The sequence below is a fragment of the Bacillus cereus group sp. N8 genome (assembly GCF_016483685.1).
Lineage (GTDB): Bacteria > Bacillota > Bacilli > Bacillales > Bacillaceae_G > Bacillus_A > Bacillus_A proteolyticus.
In genome coordinates this window covers 300,605-315,967 of sequence record NZ_JAEHBK010000002.1, presented here as the reverse complement: position 1 = coordinate 315,967, position 15,363 = coordinate 300,605, and the positions used below count along the sequence as shown (strand labels likewise).

Genomic DNA, 15,363 nt, shown 5'->3' with positions numbered 1-15,363 from the left:
TTATGAGAAACAAAGAGTTTAGAGAATGCATATGATAGTCATGAAAGAATGGGAATAGAGCTGGTAAGGGCATATTTGGTCAACCGAAGCACATCATTTCGTGCTTCGGTTTTATTATTTTAAATAAATTTCATCAATTCACGGCAAAATGATGAAATTTATTTGTTTAAAGATTTTAATTTGTTAAAATAGTATAAAAATAGATTGAAAGTAAAGGGGTGTATATATGTCGGAAGGGCTTATGAAAATGTGGTTTGCTTTAGGGGCAATTGGATTTATGTTTCTTGCAGTAAGTTTTATTTTATTAAGTAGGCATAAAATGAAGAATAAAATTTTGAAAGGGATTACAGCTTTAGTAGCGTACACCCTCATGATTGTATCTGGAATTATTATTTTCCTTGTTGTATTTAGTGGCCCTATTGAGCAGTAGAGGATGTGTAGTCTGTAAATGTTACAAAAGGAACAGTCCATACTAGCGGGAAAAGGTGATTACCAGTGAAAAAAATCCATATTATTTTAATATTTTGTTGCATAAGCATTTTGACAGGGTGTATGTATCCGAGAGAAAATATGAAACAAAACGCTATTCCTTATGAAGATCAGTTACAAGTTGTTCAAAAAGCTATTACTACATACAAGGAACAAACGAATGGTTTATTGCCAATTAAGACGCGTGATATGAGTACGCCGATTTATCAAAAATATCCAATTGATTTTCAAAAAATTGCTCCGAGATACATACAAGAGGCACCAGGGAATGCGTATGAAAGTGGGGGAGTGTATCAATATGTATTAATAGATGTTGAAACAAATCCGACAGTAAAGTTAATTGATGTTAGGATGGCGGAACAAATTCAAGAAGTAGCATTAAAGTTAAGGATGTATCGTGATGAACATCAATATCCACCTTTTAAAAAAGTGATTACAGATGGTGTTTATGAATTAGATTTCAAAAAACTAGGATATAAAGAGGTACCTCAAGTGACAAGTCCGTACTCTGGAAAAAGTCTCCCTCTTGTAATCAATGAAAAAGGAGAATTGTTTGTTGATTATAGAATCGATTTATATGAAGCGCTGAAAAAAAATGAAGGGCAATTTAAAGAAGGGGAAGATATCCGGAATATACTACTAAAAGATTCCCCGTTTGTCCCTGCATATTCTTTACCTTACACAGTGGAAAATGGCGAACCAATTTTTTTAAAATCATAAGTCATGAACCTTTCTTTTAGTGAATAAGTTCTAGAAGAAAGGTTTTTTATGTTATACAACTTGCGATGCAAACAAAAGGTATTTTTAAATAGTCATATGAAATTGGACAAAATTATATGATATATTGTCCGAACTTCTAGAATACCATTATATTATATCAGATATTATAGGCAACGTTAGAGAAGGTATTAGTTGACTATAAACGTGGAATTATTCCCAAAAATATTGAGGGAGGGAATCACTTGGAAAAGGTAGATATTTTTAAAGATATTGCGGAACGCACAGGCGGTGATATTTATTTTGGAGTTGTAGGAGCTGTTCGAACAGGGAAATCAACATTTATAAAAAAATTTATGGAACTTGTTGTTATACCGAATATTGAAAATGAGTCAGACCGTCAAAGAGCGCAGGATGAATTGCCTCAAAGTGCTGCTGGTCGTACAATAATGACGACGGAACCGAAGTTTGTTCCAAACCAAGCGGTTTCTATTGAAGTAGATGAAGGTCTTGAAGTGAATATTCGATTAGTAGATTGTGTTGGGTATACGGTTCCAGGAGCAAAAGGCTATGAAGATGAGAATGGTCCACGTATGATTAATACTCCTTGGTATGAAGAGCCTATTCCATTCCATGAAGCTGCAGAAATCGGAACACGTAAAGTAATTCAAGAGCATTCAACAATTGGTGTCGTTATTACAACAGATGGAACAATTGGTGAAATTCCAAGAAGAGATTATATAGAGGCAGAAGAACGCGTTGTAAATGAGTTAAAAGAAGTAGGAAAGCCTTTCATTATGATTATCAATACTGTACAGCCGTATCATCCAGATACAGAGCAGTTACGTCAAAGTTTATCAGAAGAATATGATATTCCAGTAATTGCGATGAGTGTAGAGAGTTTAAGAGAAACAGATGTGTATAATGTACTTCGGGAAGCGTTATTTGAGTTCCCGGTCTTAGAAGTGAATGTAAACCTTCCAAGCTGGGTAATGGTGCTAAATGAAGGACATTGGTTACGCCAAAGTTATCAGGAAGCAGTTCAAGAGACTGTAAAGGATATAAAACGTCTTCGTGATGTGGACCGTGTCGTTTGGCAGTTTAGTCAATATGAATTTATTGATCGAGCAAGTCTAGCTGGCATCGATATGGGGCAAGGTGTGGCGGAGATTGATTTATATGCGCCAGATGAATTGTATGATCAAATTTTAAAAGAAGTAGTAGGAGTAGAAATTCGAGGGAAAGATCATTTATTGAAGCTTATGCTCGATTTATCTCATGCGAAAACAGAGTATGACCAAGTTGCGGATGCCCTGCGTATGGTAAAGCAAACCGGATATGGAGTAGCAGCGCCTGCATTAGCTGATATGAGCTTAGATGAGCCGGAAATTATTCGTCACGGTTCCAGGTTCGGTGTTAAATTAAAAGCGGTTGCGCCGTCTATTCATATGATTAAAGTGGATGTAGAATCAACATTTGAACCGATTATCGGTACTGAAAAACAAAGTGAAGAACTAGTTCGTTATTTGATGCAAGATTTTGAAGATGATCCGCTATCAATTTGGAATTCTGATATATTTGGGCGCTCTCTTAGCTCGATTGTTAGGGAGGGCATTCAAGCGAAATTATCTCTAATGCCAGAAAATGCGCGTTATAAATTGAAAGAAACGCTAGAAAGAATTATTAATGAAGGGTCTGGCGGATTGATTGCGATTATATTATAAGAAAAAATCCCTCTAATTGTAGAGGGATTTTTTTATTTTGGAGTATGTAATAGTAAAATAAACAGTTATTATCTAATACTTTGTTGTAAATTGTCAAGTTTCATCAGATTTTCACATTTTAAGAGTAACAATTTCCTTAAAAATATTGAATTATAAAGGAGAATCGTATAATATAGGCGTTGATAATGATTTATCTACATCTTTGTAGTATAGAATTTGCAAAAATTGCCTACAAATGAAAGTAAGACTCATTTTATGATCATTATACAGTCTTATCTTTGGGAGGAGGTGAATGGCATGAACAAGACAGATTTAATCAATGCTGTTGCAGAAGCAAGTTCCCTTTCTAAAAAGGACGCAACAAAAGCAGTGGACGCTGTTTTTGATTCTATCTTAGAAGCTTTAAAACAAGGTGATAAAGTACAACTTATCGGATTCGGTAACTTCGAAGTTCGTGAGCGTGCGGCTCGTAAAGGTCGTAACCCACAAACAGGTGAGGAGATTGAAATCGCTGCAAGTAAAGTACCTGCATTCAAACCTGGTAAAGCGTTAAAAGATGCGGTTAAATAATCCTTACATATTAACAGGGAAGAAGAGGTTCCTTTTTGGAAACTCTTCTTTTTGCTTTTAAAAACATAAATATGCTAGAATGTGTTCGTATCACTTTTAGGTTTTTCGGGAGGGCTAGCGGATGGCAAAAGTTAATTTAGAACAAATTGAACAAGCAGTACGTCTTATTTTAGAGGCAATCGGAGACGACCCAAATCGCGAGGGAGTACTGGATACACCAAAGCGTGTTGCGAAAATGTACGCAGAAGTATTCTCAGGGATGCATGAGGATCCAAAAGAGCATTTACACAAAGTATTCGGAGAAGATCACGAAGAGCTTGTACTAGTAAAAGATATACCATTCTATTCGATGTGTGAGCATCATCTTGTTCCTTTTTATGGAGTTGCTCACGTTGCATATATTCCGCAAGGTGGAAAAGTAACGGGACTAAGTAAATTAGCTCGTACTGTAGACACAATTGCACGTCGTCCGCAACTACAAGAACGTATTACATCAACAGTAGCTAACTCTATTATGGAAGTACTAGAGCCGCATGGTGTAATGGTAGTAGTAGAAGCAGAGCATATGTGTATGACGATGCGTGGTGTGAAAAAGCCTGGTGCAAAAACAGTAACGACTGCAGTGCGCGGCGTGTTAGAAAATGATGCAGCAGCACGTAGTGAAATTTTATCGTTTATTAAGACGAAGTAAAGAAAAGCGGGAAACTGCTTTTCTTTTTTTTATATGCAAAAAAATGATATAGTTTTAGTATGAAAGAGCAAGAATATAAAGGTTGAAAATTATTTCTGCCTTTTGTGCAAATGAATGTTTGTAGTTGTTAGTGATGAAGATGATTCGTATGAATGAAAGTTGAGGCTGCATTCGGTGACAGTTTGGCAGAAGTAGCCAAGTTTTGATTATAGAAAATAGAATGTATGTGTTATAATAAATTTTATGAATTAGAAAACAAGGGTGATTTTTTGTGTGTGACATCTACGGAGGGTATGCTGGTATTAAAGAGAAATTGATGGAGAAATTACGCCATCCTTATTTTATAAACTATATTGAAGAACCATTTATTGATGAAGAAAAAATAGCGCTGTTATACGGTGCATTAAAGGATGCAAATATACATAAAGAACAAATTGATCATTATGTAGTAACGATTATGCTTGTACAAATTGCTCTTGATACACATGAAAAAGTATCAAATAAAGCAAACGAAGAGACGAGTGGATTTCATAAGCGTCGTCAATTGACAGTGCTTGCAGGCGATTATTATAGTGGTCTATACTATTACTTATTGTCAATGAATTGTGATATTATCTTAATTCGCGCACTTGCTGAAGGAATTAAGGAAATTAATGAGCATAAAATTATGCTATATCAAAAAGCCCATGTGACGATTCAAGACATAATGGAAAGTGTAGTAATAATTGAATCTGCGCTGTTGCAAAAAACATGTGATCATTTTCATTTATCCAATTGGAAACCATATATAACTTATGTATTAGGAAAAAATCGTCTTCAAAAAGAGTGTCAATTGTATGCTGATAAACAAAATTCACCTGTTTTTCAAGCGGTTCAAAAAATCTCATTGGATGATGATAAAAATCTGGAAACAGTTATTAATGAATGGCTTATGGAAATGAAAAAGCAGGAAGAAAAATTTTTAGAGAATCATACAGAAGTTAATGAAATAATTTCTATGTTAAGAGATAAATCAAGGACATAAGCAACTTTACATTGGAAGAAGGTACGAGCATGCAACAATCAAAAGAAGAAAGAGTACATGACGTATTTGAGAAAATTTCTGATAAATACGATGTGATGAATTCTGTAATTAGTTTTCAAAGGCATAAGGTATGGCGCAAAGAAACGATGAAAATTATGGATGTGAAACCTGGGAGTAAGGCACTCGATGTTTGCTGCGGAACAGCTGATTGGACAATTGCGCTAGCAGGAGCTGTAGGGGAAAATGGAAAGGTTTACGGTTTAGACTTTAGCGAAAATATGCTAGCTGTCGGTAAACAAAAGGTAGAAGCTTTAGAATTAAAGCAAGTAGAACTTATGCATGGAAATGCAATGGAACTTCCTTTTGAAGATAATACGTTTGATTATGTAACGATTGGTTTTGGGCTACGTAACGTTCCGGATTACATGCAAGTATTAAAAGAAATGACGCGTGTAGTAAAGCCTGGTGGAAAAGTAATTTGCTTAGAAACATCTCAACCAACAATGATTGGTTTTCGACAAGGGTATGTCTTATACTTTAAATATATCATGCCGTTGTTTGGAAAGATATTTGCAAAAAGTTATAAAGAATATTCATGGCTTCAGGAATCCGCTAGTACATTCCCAGGGATGAAAGAGTTAGCGAGTATGTTTGAAGAAGCTGGGCTTAAGAATGTGCAAGTGAAACCATTTACTTTTGGTGTAGCAGCTATGCATTTAGGTGTTAAACCAGAATCAAAATAGAAAAAAGACGTTTTAGGTTAAGGTGAACAATATGAAGTTACAACTTATGTACTCTTTTTTACGATCGGATATTAATGTTATAGAAAAAGAATTGAAGAAGACAGTTGCTTCTGAGCAGCCGTTAGTAGAAGAAGCGGCATTACAGCTTATTGAAGCAGGTGGGAAGCGGATTCGCCCTGTTTTTGTTTTGCTTGCAGGGAAATTTGGGGATTATAAGTTAGATGCAATTAAGCATGTTGCGGTTGCATTAGAACTTATTCATATGGCTTCTCTTGTTCACGATGATGTTATAGATGCTGCGTTTTTACGACGCGGTAGCGCAACAGTGAATGCGAAATGGGGAGATCGTATTGCAATGTATACAGGAGACTACTTGTTTGCGAAGTCTCTTGAATGTATAACAAATATAGAAATTCCAGATGCACACCAGGCACTATCTCATACAATTTTAGAAGTTTGTAAAGGTGAAATCGAACAAATTAAAGATAAGTATAACTATGATCAAAATTTAAGAACGTATTTAAGAAGGATAAAACGAAAAACAGCATTATTAATCGCCGCGAGTTGTCAGTTAGGAGCGATTGCTGCTGGTGCTAATCGTGATACTGTAAATCGTCTATTTTGGTATGGATATTTTGTTGGTATGTCTTATCAAATTATTGATGATATTTTAGATTTCGTATCGACAGAAGAGAAGCTTGGAAAGCCTGCTGGTGGTGATTTATTACAAGGTAACATTACATTACCTGTTTTGTATGCCATGGAAGATCCTGTTCTTCGTCAGAAAATTACATCTGTGCATGAAAATACAACAGCAAGTGAAATGAAAGAAATTATTAATGATATTAAAGCGAGCGAAGCTATTGATAAAGCATTTTCGTTTAGTGAACGTTATTTACATAAAGCATTAGAAATAATAAAACCACTCCCTCGTGGACAGGCGAAGTATGCGTTGCAAAATGTCGCAAAGTATATTGGAAAACGAAAATTTTAGTGTTTTTTCTAAAAAATAAAATAATCTCTCTATTTCAAAACTATTGCACAATTGTGATAAGGGTGTTAATATGTGTGTGGGGATATACAATTACATACATAATTCAGAAGTGGAGAGATTTTTTATGGAAAAAACATTTCTAATGGTAAAACCAGACGGTGTACAACGTGCCTTCATTGGGGAAATTGTAGCTCGTTTTGAGAAAAAGGGCTTTCAATTAGTTGGTGCAAAATTAATGCAAGTTACTCCGGAAATTGCTGAACAACACTACGGTGAGCATAAAGAAAGACCTTTCTTTGGTGAATTAGTAGAATTTATTACATCTGGCCCTGTATTCGCAATGGTATGGCAAGGTGAAAATGTAGTAGATACAGCGCGCAATATGATGGGTAAAACACGCCCACATGAAGCTGATATGGGAACAATTCGCGGAGATTTCGGTGTAACTGTTGCGAAAAACATTATCCACGGTTCGGATTCTTTAGAAAGTGCAGAGCGCGAGATTGCTATTTTCTTTAAGGAAGAAGAATTGGTAGACTACTCAAAATTAATGAATCAATGGATTTACTAATTATTTTAAAATAATTTGTAAACGCTTTAATAACTGTGATAATAGTAAAAAGTGCAAGAAGAATAGGGGTATTCTTCTTGCACTTTTTTTATTTTGATTTGTTACGAAGTTAGGACTGTTATGATATATTGGTATGTAAAGTAAAAGGTATAACGTTATGAAAATGTTAGAATGATTACAAGTAGGATAAAGCAAGTAGTTGATTTACTATATAATTTCAATGTTTTCTTATAAAATGATGAAAGATACCATTGCTACTTTATGTAGCGGGATAAATACATATGCGAAAAGAGGAATAACGTATGCGATATATTACAGCTGGTGAATCCCACGGTCCGCAACTTACGACAATTTTAGAAGGTGTTCCGGCAGGATTATCTTTAGTAGCGAATGATATAAATGAAGAATTAGCTAGAAGACAAAAAGGATATGGACGCGGTAGACGCATGCAAATTGAGAAAGACCAAGTGCAAATTGTAAGTGGTGTTAGGCATGGGAAGACGATGGGATCCCCGATTGCACTTGTTGTTGAAAATCGTGATTTCACCCATTGGACAAAGGTTATGGGCGCAGAGCCGTTAACTGAGCAGGAAGAGAAAGAAATGAAAAGGCAAGTTACGAAACCTAGACCTGGACACGCAGATTTAAATGGTGCGATTAAATATGGTCATAGAGATATGAGAAATGTATTAGAGCGTTCTTCAGCACGTGAAACGACAGTTCGTGTTGCAGCTGGTGCAGTTGCAAAAAGGATATTAGCAGAATTAGGTATACAAGTAGCGGGACATGTTATCGAAATTGGTGGTGTACAGGCAGAAAATATTACGTATAACTCTATTGAGGAATTACAAAGTACTACAGAAGCATCTCCTGTACGTTGTTTAGATGAAAAGGTCGGTAAAAAGATGATGCAAGCAATTGATGATGCGAAGGCAAATGGTGATTCTATCGGCGGTATTGTTGAAGTAGTTGTAGAAGGTATGCCAATTGGAGTAGGTAGCTATGTACATTATGATAGAAAATTAGATGCAAAATTAGCAGCGGCAATTATGAGTATTAACGCTTTTAAAGGTGTTGAAATTGGAATTGGTTTTGAAGCTGCGCATAGACCTGGAAGTGAAGTGCATGATGAAATCCTATGGGATGAAGTGCAAGGGTACAGAAGAAAAACGAACAATGCAGGTGGAGTAGAAGGTGGTATGACAACTGGTATGCCGGTTATTGTGCGTGGTGTGATGAAACCGATACCGACATTATATAAACCGCTTCAAAGTATTGATATTGATACGAAAGAACCTTTTACAGCGAGTATTGAACGTTCAGATAGTTGTGCAGTACCGGCAGCTAGCGTTGTGGCTGAAGCTGTTGTCGCTTGGGAGCTCGCGACAGTTTTAATTGAACAATTTGGATTAGATCGTATCGATCTTATACGTGAAAATATTGAGAAACATAATGAATATGCGAGGGGATTTTAATGGAGAACATACATATTCAAACGAAATCAAAAGAATATGATGTACATGTTGGAAAAGAAGCGTTGTCACATTTAACAACGTTTATTCAAAAGATGAATCCTGCTGTATCTAACATAATGATCATTTCTGATGAAGCTGTTTCATCACTACATTTACAGACAGTTGTTGATGCATTACAAGTAGAGCAGGACGTGTTTTCGTTTGTTGTACCGAGTGGCGAAAAAGAGAAGTCTTTTGAAAATTTTTATGCGGCTCACACTTCGGCTCTTGAAAATAAATTAGATAGAAATTCTTTAATTATCGCACTTGGAGGCGGAATGATTGGAGATTTGGCTGGCTTTGTTGCCGCGTCGTTTATGCGTGGTATTCGCTTTGTCCAAGTTCCAACGACTTTATTAGCTCACGATAGCGCAGTAGGCGGGAAAGTAGCAATTAATCATCCACTAGGAAAAAATATGATTGGAGCGTTTCATCAGCCAGAAGCTGTTGTATATCATACGCCATTTTTGCATTCACTTCCTGAAAAAGAGTGGAGATCAGGTTATGCAGAAGTGATAAAGCATGCTCTTATTGGTGATGTAAAGCTATATCATTGGTTAAAAGAAGAAGTGCAAACATTAACGGATCTTCGTGATGAAAAATTAATTCACATATTAACGAAGGCGATTCCTGTGAAAGCGAACATTGTGTCACAAGACGAAACAGAAAAAGGTGTACGTGCCCATTTGAATTTTGGGCATACGTTAGGACATGCTCTTGAAAAAGAGTTAGGGTATGGAAATATTACTCACGGTGATGGAGTAGCGGTTGGTATGTTATTTGCTATATTTTTAAGTGAGCAAGTGTACAAGGTTGATCTTGCTTATGAAGAGATGAAGCAGTGGTTCTTGAAATACGGCTATCCAAAGATGCCAAGTGATTTGAATGTAGAGCGCCTCGTTCAACTGATGAAACAAGATAAGAAAGCGAATGCAGGAACAATTCATATGGTACTTATGCAGGAATATGGGGTAGTGAATGTCGTATCTATTTCAGATGAGACTGTTCATATTGCGTTAAAAGCATTTCAAAAGGATATGGTCTAGAAAAGTTGTAGAATAGGTATGAAATGCATATGTAGAGGTATTCTCGTAATGGTGACGGTTATGATTAAAGATGACAGTAAGGAATTATAAATCATATCAATGACTGGGGGAAGAAAAGTGAGAGTAAAAGAGCAATTGTTAACTTTGAGAGCATATGTACCTGGGAAAAATATTGAAGAAGTAAAAAGAGAATATGGATTGTCAAAAATTGTGAAGTTAGCGTCGAATGAAAATCCATTTGGCTGCTCTGCGCGTGTGACAGAAGCATTAACTTCGTTAGCCAATCAATATGCACTCTATCCGGATGGGGCGGCTTTTGAACTTCGGGAGAAAGTAGCAGAGCATTTAGGTGTAAAAGCGGAACAACTTTTATTTGGTAGTGGGCTAGATGAAGTCATTCAAATGATTAGTCGTGCTTTGCTCCATAATGGAACAAATGTTGTAATGGCGAACCCTACGTTCTCGCAATATCATCACCATGCTGTTATTGAAGGAGCGGAAGTTCGTGAAGTACCACTTAAAGAAGGTATTCACGATTTAGATGCGATGTTGCAACAAGTAGATGACAAAACGAAGATTGTATGGATTTGTAATCCGAATAACCCGACAGGTACATATGTAGAAAAACAAAAATTACTTTCATTTTTAGAATCAGTTCCAAAGTCAGTGCTCGTTATTATGGACGAAGCATATTATGAATATGCTGGGGCAGAAGATTATCCGCAAACATTGCCTCTTCTTGAAAAATACGAAAATCTTATGGTGCTACGCACATTCTCAAAAGCATATGGATTAGCTGCTTTTCGTATTGGATATGCGATTGGGGATGCAAAACTTATAGGGCAGCTAGAGGTAGCGAGACTGCCATTTAACACATCAACTATCGCCCAAGCAGTAGCATTAGCGGCAATAGAAGATCAACAGTTTTTACAAGAGTGCGTGAAGAAAAATGCCGAAGGGTTAAATCAATATTATGCATTTTGTAAGGAATATAACGTATTCTACTATCCATCCCAAACGAATTTTATTTTCTTGAAGCTCGGTATACCTGGTAATGAAGCTTTCGAACGATTAATGAAAAAAGGATATATCGTTCGTTCTGGTGCTGCATTTGGTATACATGATGGTATTCGTATTACTGTTGGGCTTAAAGAAGAAAATGCTGAGATTATTGAGTTGCTTACGGAACTTGTAAAAGAACAAGTGAAAAAAGAAGAAACGTATTCTTAATAAATAGTGAAGGCTCCTAGTATAGGAGTCTTTTTTATTTGAACTGTAATAAGGGGAGTTGTTTGCACGTTCAAGAAAGAAAACGTTACAATAGAAGTAGACGTATAAGAAGGACTATTGTACATATAACTTATTTAAAATGTGAGGAGGATACATTTTGAAACTAGTAGGACGAAAAAATAGTTTGAATGGGAAAATTGTTGTTCCAGGAGATAAATCTATTTCGCATCGCTCTGTTATGTTTGGAGCGATAGCAGAAGGGACGACGAAAGTATCAAATTTTTTATTAGGAGAAGATTGTTTAAGTACAATTGCATGTTTTCAAAAACTAGGTGTCAAGATTGAACAGAGTGGTAACGATGTCACGATTTACGGTAAAGGATTACATAATTTACAAGAACCGAAAGAAGTATTAGATGTGGGGAATTCAGGGACGACTATTCGTCTTATGCTTGGGATTTTAGCTAATACGCCGTTCTATAGTACGATAATCGGTGATGCATCAATTGGAAAACGTCCTATGAAACGTGTTACAGACCCGCTTAGTAAGATGAACGCTCAAATTGATGGTAGAGAAAATGGACAATATACACCTTTATCTATTCGTGGTGGAAAGGTGAAAGGTATGCATTACCAATCACCAGTAGCAAGTGCACAAGTGAAATCGGCAGTTTTACTTGCAGGTTTGCAAGGAGAAGGTGTAACTACAGTAACAGAGCCTATGCAGTCTCGTGATCATACAGAGAGGATGTTACGTGCATTCGGTTGTACAGTAGATGTTAATGAACGTACCGTGTCATTACAAGGTGGCCAACAACTTAAAGGGACAGACATAGAAGTTCCAGGAGATATTTCTTCGGCTGCATTTTTCTTAGTAGCTGGTGCAATTGTCCAAAAAAGTAAGCTTGTATTGGAAAATGTCGGTTTAAATCCAACGCGAACAGGGATTTTAGATGTTTTAACAAAGATGGGTGCACTTATTTCTATCGATAATATTAGAAACGAAGAGTTTGAACCGTGCGGGGATATTACGATTGAAACATCGAAACTAAAAGGAATAGAGATTGGTGGATCGCTTATTCCAAGGTTAATTGATGAAATTCCTGTAATTGCTTTATTGGCAACGCAGGCAGAAGGAATTACTGTTATTAAAGACGCTGAGGAGTTAAAAGTAAAAGAAACAAACCGTATCGATACTGTTGTAGATGAATTAGGCAAATTAGGTGCGAAAATTGAAGCTACACCAGATGGTATGATTATATATGGTAAACAAAATTTAAAAGGAAATGCTGTTAATAGTCACGGCGATCATCGTATTGGGATGATGCTAGCAATCGCATCTTGTATTATAGATGGAGAAGTAAAAATAGAGAATAGCGATGCGGTCTCTGTATCGTATCCGAACTTTTTTGAACAATTAGCTGCGCTATAAGAGAAAGTATAGGAAGAGGCAGTTCACTCAAAAGGTTGCGTTCTTACACCTAGTTGCTTATGATAAGTGAACAGAAGAGAAATATTTTTTGAATTAAAGGAGACGTTTATGCAAAAGTTTGAACAAGCTGTTACATATATTGAAAATGGTGAAGCGGAAAAAGGATTACAATTATTAAAAGAACAATTACAAGTTGCGAATGATGAAGAGAAGTATGATATCGCTCACTACTATCATACACTTGGATTTACGGATGAGGCGTTAGCAATTACTGAAGACTTACGTTTATTATATCCGGAAGAAAGTGAATTTACGGTATTTTTAGCAGAATTATATATTGATTTAGACAAAGAAGATGAAGCAATTGAAGTACTTCATGATATTCCAGAAAATGATGATTTATATGTTCAATCGTTATTACTTGTTGCGGATTTATTCCAAATGCAAGGTTTTGATGATGTAGCAGAGCAAAAACTATTGAAGGCGAAAGAAATCATGCCTGAAGAGCCTGTTATTACGTTTGGATTAGCAGAATTATATAGTAGTAAAGGTGAAGAACAAAAGGCAATCACTTATTACGAGTCGCTATTAGCGGAGCATAAAGTAATGGGTGGTGTTGTCATTGCACTTCGCCTTGCAGAAACGTTAAGTGCGATTGGAAACTGGGAAGAGGCGATCTCTTACTATGAAGCAGGCTTAGAGGAACAAAAAGATATTCACTCCTTATTTGGATATGCGTTCACATTATATCAAGGAGAAGAATATCAAAGAGCAATTGGTGCTTGGCAAGAACTAAAAGAATTAGACCCTGAGTATGCATCACTATACATGTATTTAGCGAAAAGCTATGAAAAAGAAGGAATGCTTCAAGAAAGCTATGAAACACTTCATGAAGGAATTAAAGTAGATGAGCTTGCTGTTCCGTTTTATGTAGAATTAGCGAACATTGCAGCTAAATTAGGAAAAGTAGCAGAGGCAGAGGAAGTACTTCAAAAAGCGCTTGAGTTAGATCCAGGACATTTAGGTGCAATATTAAAATATGCGTATATCTTAAAAGGACAAGAAAAGTATGAAGAGTTAATTACAGTTGTAGAGCGTGCTATTGATAGTGGAGAGCAAGATACACAATTACTTTGGGATCTTGCGTTTGCAAAAAAACAATTAGAAATGTATTCGGATGCATTAAAACACTATGAAAGTGCATATACTTCTTTTAAGAATCATCCAGACTTCTTGGAAGAGTACGGCTATTTCTTATTGGAAGAAGGAATGCGAAAAGAGGCCAAAGAAGTGTTTGTTCAGTTATTACAACTAGACCCGACACAAATTCATATTGAAGAGTTGTTATATAATTTAGAGGATTTTTCATAAGTTGGAAGGAAACTGAATGCCGCTTCTTGAATCTAAAAAGAAAAGAGAAAGACAGAGGAGGGACTTAATTGCTATGAATACCCCTGTTTCTGTAAACGAGAAGAAGGATTTTGTAAAATGGTTTTTGAATAACTACCAACTGAAACAGCGTGAATGTGTATGGATTTTGAATTATTTAATGAGTCACGACCAATTAATGCATAAAGTCCACTTCGTAGAGCATGCAAAATATTGTCCGCGTGGCTTAGTGATGTCAGCAAATTGCGTAAAGGACACACCGTTTCACTTTTTTAAACAAAATGTTATGACAACAGATGCTGAAAAGTCGTTTCATGATATTCGTTTAAATCGAGATGAGGATATTTATATTCAACTCAACTTTAAATCATCGTTCCAAAATGCAAATTATGTAGCTGTATTAGAAGACAATCCATATTTACCAAAGCATATTGAAGTAAATGAAAAGGATCGTTTACTTGCAGAGAGATTTTTAGAAGAGAGTGTATTTTCGTTTAGAAGAGAACGTCTTTTGAAACAAATTGATGAAGCGCTGGATAAGCAAGATAAGGAAGCGTTTCATAGGTTAACAGCGGAGTTAAAGACTTTATAGAATTTATTTGGATTATTAATTTTTTACAAATTTCAGACTCTTTTTAAGAAAAACTATCTAACTTGGGTAGTTTTTCTTTTTTTACCTCTTTTAGTATGGTTTAATATATATAAAGTGAAAGTTCTGTCATTTTGATTAGAGGGAGGGGAGAAATGTGAAATGGATTGTAAAAGACGTGGAACAGTTTGAGCAAGCAAGAGAGTATGTAGATACAGGAGTAATACCTCTTTTATCAATTTCAGCAGCAAAAGAAATGAAAATGGTAGTAGAACAAGGTGAATTTATAGAATTGTTGAGTATGGAGTTGGAAAGAGAATATAAAGGAAGAGTGCTTTTACTACCTGCATTTACGTATTTAGTAGAAAGTCAAAAGAAAGAAAAAGCTCGTTTGCAAGAGTGGACAGATCATTTGCAAAGCCAAGGTTTTAAGCATATTGCTTATGTTACAAGTGATTTTTCATGGAAAGAAGATATGCAAGAGTTACCAGGGGATTTATTTTGGTTTCCTTCATTGGCGTTAGAGCAATTTAGTGATCAAGCGAAGAGAGAAGTCATTCACGCTCATATAAAAAATATTATGGTAATGTTAGAAGAAAGATGGGGAAAATAATAATAAACAGAAAGTTCTTATTATTAT

Annotated in this window: 16 protein-coding genes; all 16 read left to right on the top strand. The window is 35.8% G+C overall.

The window, feature by feature from the left end; all coding sequences use genetic code 11:
* Positions 1-226: 226 nt before the first annotated feature.
* The 16 genes from JDS80_RS05695 to JDS80_RS05620 all read left to right on the top strand — a co-directional run bounded on the left by JDS80_RS05695 (position 227) and on the right by JDS80_RS05620 (position 15,336).
* Entirely contained in the window at positions 227-430 is a 204-nt protein-coding gene (locus tag JDS80_RS05695; RefSeq protein WP_001289003.1) for a DUF2768 domain-containing protein, read from the top strand.
* Positions 431-495: 65 nt separating this feature from the next.
* Positions 496-1,209 carry a hypothetical protein gene (locus JDS80_RS05690; protein WP_071744905.1) on the top strand — a complete coding sequence of 238 codons (714 nt, stop codon included), beginning with the start codon at positions 496-498 and terminating at the stop codon, positions 1,207-1,209.
* 242 nt (positions 1,210-1,451) lie between these two features.
* Entirely contained in the window at positions 1,452-2,930 is a 1,479-nt protein-coding gene (spoIVA, locus tag JDS80_RS05685; protein ID WP_000416521.1) for a stage IV sporulation protein A, read from the top strand.
* A gap of 297 nt (positions 2,931-3,227) precedes the next feature.
* Entirely contained in the window at positions 3,228-3,500 is a 273-nt protein-coding gene (locus JDS80_RS05680) for an HU family DNA-binding protein (RefSeq protein WP_001043860.1), read from the top strand.
* Between the two features lie 121 nt (positions 3,501-3,621).
* Positions 3,622-4,191 (top strand): GTP cyclohydrolase I FolE, encoded by a 570-nt coding sequence (gene folE / locus JDS80_RS05675; protein ID WP_071744906.1) that lies wholly within the window; start codon positions 3,622-3,624, stop codon positions 4,189-4,191.
* 271 nt (positions 4,192-4,462) lie between these two features.
* Positions 4,463-5,215 (top strand): heptaprenyl diphosphate synthase component 1, encoded by a 753-nt coding sequence (locus JDS80_RS05670; RefSeq protein WP_000332838.1) that lies wholly within the window; start codon positions 4,463-4,465, stop codon positions 5,213-5,215.
* Positions 5,216-5,244: 29 nt separating this feature from the next.
* Entirely contained in the window at positions 5,245-5,958 is a 714-nt protein-coding gene (locus JDS80_RS05665) for a demethylmenaquinone methyltransferase (protein WP_199637421.1), read from the top strand.
* Positions 5,959-5,989: 31 nt separating this feature from the next.
* The gene (gene hepT, locus JDS80_RS05660; RefSeq protein ID WP_071744908.1) at positions 5,990-6,952 is read left to right on the top strand and encodes a heptaprenyl diphosphate synthase component II; all 963 of its coding nucleotides are present in this window, start codon (positions 5,990-5,992) and stop codon (positions 6,950-6,952) included.
* 124 nt (positions 6,953-7,076) lie between these two features.
* Entirely contained in the window at positions 7,077-7,523 is a 447-nt protein-coding gene (gene ndk, locus JDS80_RS05655) for a nucleoside-diphosphate kinase (protein ID WP_199637419.1), read from the top strand.
* Positions 7,524-7,825: 302 nt separating this feature from the next.
* A complete protein-coding gene (aroC, locus tag JDS80_RS05650; protein WP_071770140.1) occupies positions 7,826-8,998 on the top strand; it encodes a chorismate synthase in 1,173 nt (390 codons plus the stop codon).
* Complete coding sequence (aroB, locus tag JDS80_RS05645) at positions 8,998-10,083, top strand: 3-dehydroquinate synthase (RefSeq protein ID WP_071744910.1); 1,086 nt, start codon at positions 8,998-9,000, stop codon at positions 10,081-10,083. The genes aroC and aroB overlap by 1 nt, the downstream gene beginning before the upstream one ends.
* A gap of 117 nt (positions 10,084-10,200) precedes the next feature.
* The gene (hisC, locus tag JDS80_RS05640) at positions 10,201-11,313 is read left to right on the top strand and encodes a histidinol-phosphate transaminase (RefSeq protein ID WP_071744911.1); all 1,113 of its coding nucleotides are present in this window, start codon (positions 10,201-10,203) and stop codon (positions 11,311-11,313) included.
* 157 nt (positions 11,314-11,470) lie between these two features.
* Positions 11,471-12,745 carry a 3-phosphoshikimate 1-carboxyvinyltransferase gene (aroA, locus tag JDS80_RS05635; RefSeq protein WP_199637418.1) on the top strand — a complete coding sequence of 425 codons (1,275 nt, stop codon included), beginning with the start codon at positions 11,471-11,473 and terminating at the stop codon, positions 12,743-12,745.
* Between the two features lie 108 nt (positions 12,746-12,853).
* The gene (locus JDS80_RS05630) at positions 12,854-14,116 is read left to right on the top strand and encodes a tetratricopeptide repeat protein (RefSeq protein ID WP_199637416.1); all 1,263 of its coding nucleotides are present in this window, start codon (positions 12,854-12,856) and stop codon (positions 14,114-14,116) included.
* A gap of 73 nt (positions 14,117-14,189) precedes the next feature.
* Entirely contained in the window at positions 14,190-14,726 is a 537-nt protein-coding gene (locus JDS80_RS05625) for a ReoY family proteolytic degradation factor (RefSeq protein WP_001095919.1), read from the top strand.
* Positions 14,727-14,880: 154 nt separating this feature from the next.
* Positions 14,881-15,336, top strand: a complete 456-nt coding sequence (locus JDS80_RS05620) for a YpiF family protein (RefSeq protein WP_071744914.1) — start codon at positions 14,881-14,883, stop codon at positions 15,334-15,336.
* Positions 15,337-15,363: the final 27 nt, after the last annotated feature.

Excerpts from the sequence above, each read along its gene's own strand:
- JDS80_RS05695 (WP_001289003.1), top strand. The coding sequence starts at position 227 with ATGTCGGAAGGGCTTATGAAAATGTGGTTTGCTTTAGGGGCAATTGGA.
- JDS80_RS05680 (WP_001043860.1), top strand. The coding sequence starts at position 3,228 with ATGAACAAGACAGATTTAATCAATGCTGTTGCAGAAGCAAGTTCCCTT.
- folE (WP_071744906.1), top strand. The coding sequence starts at position 3,622 with ATGGCAAAAGTTAATTTAGAACAAATTGAACAAGCAGTACGTCTTATT.
- JDS80_RS05665 (WP_199637421.1), top strand. The coding sequence starts at position 5,245 with ATGCAACAATCAAAAGAAGAAAGAGTACATGACGTATTTGAGAAAATT.
- hepT (WP_071744908.1), top strand. The coding sequence starts at position 5,990 with ATGAAGTTACAACTTATGTACTCTTTTTTACGATCGGATATTAATGTT.
- ndk (WP_199637419.1), top strand. The coding sequence starts at position 7,077 with ATGGAAAAAACATTTCTAATGGTAAAACCAGACGGTGTACAACGTGCC.
- aroC (WP_071770140.1), top strand. The coding sequence starts at position 7,826 with ATGCGATATATTACAGCTGGTGAATCCCACGGTCCGCAACTTACGACA.
- aroB (WP_071744910.1), top strand. The coding sequence starts at position 8,998 with ATGGAGAACATACATATTCAAACGAAATCAAAAGAATATGATGTACAT.
- JDS80_RS05630 (WP_199637416.1), top strand. The coding sequence starts at position 12,854 with ATGCAAAAGTTTGAACAAGCTGTTACATATATTGAAAATGGTGAAGCG.
- JDS80_RS05625 (WP_001095919.1), top strand. The coding sequence starts at position 14,190 with ATGAATACCCCTGTTTCTGTAAACGAGAAGAAGGATTTTGTAAAATGG.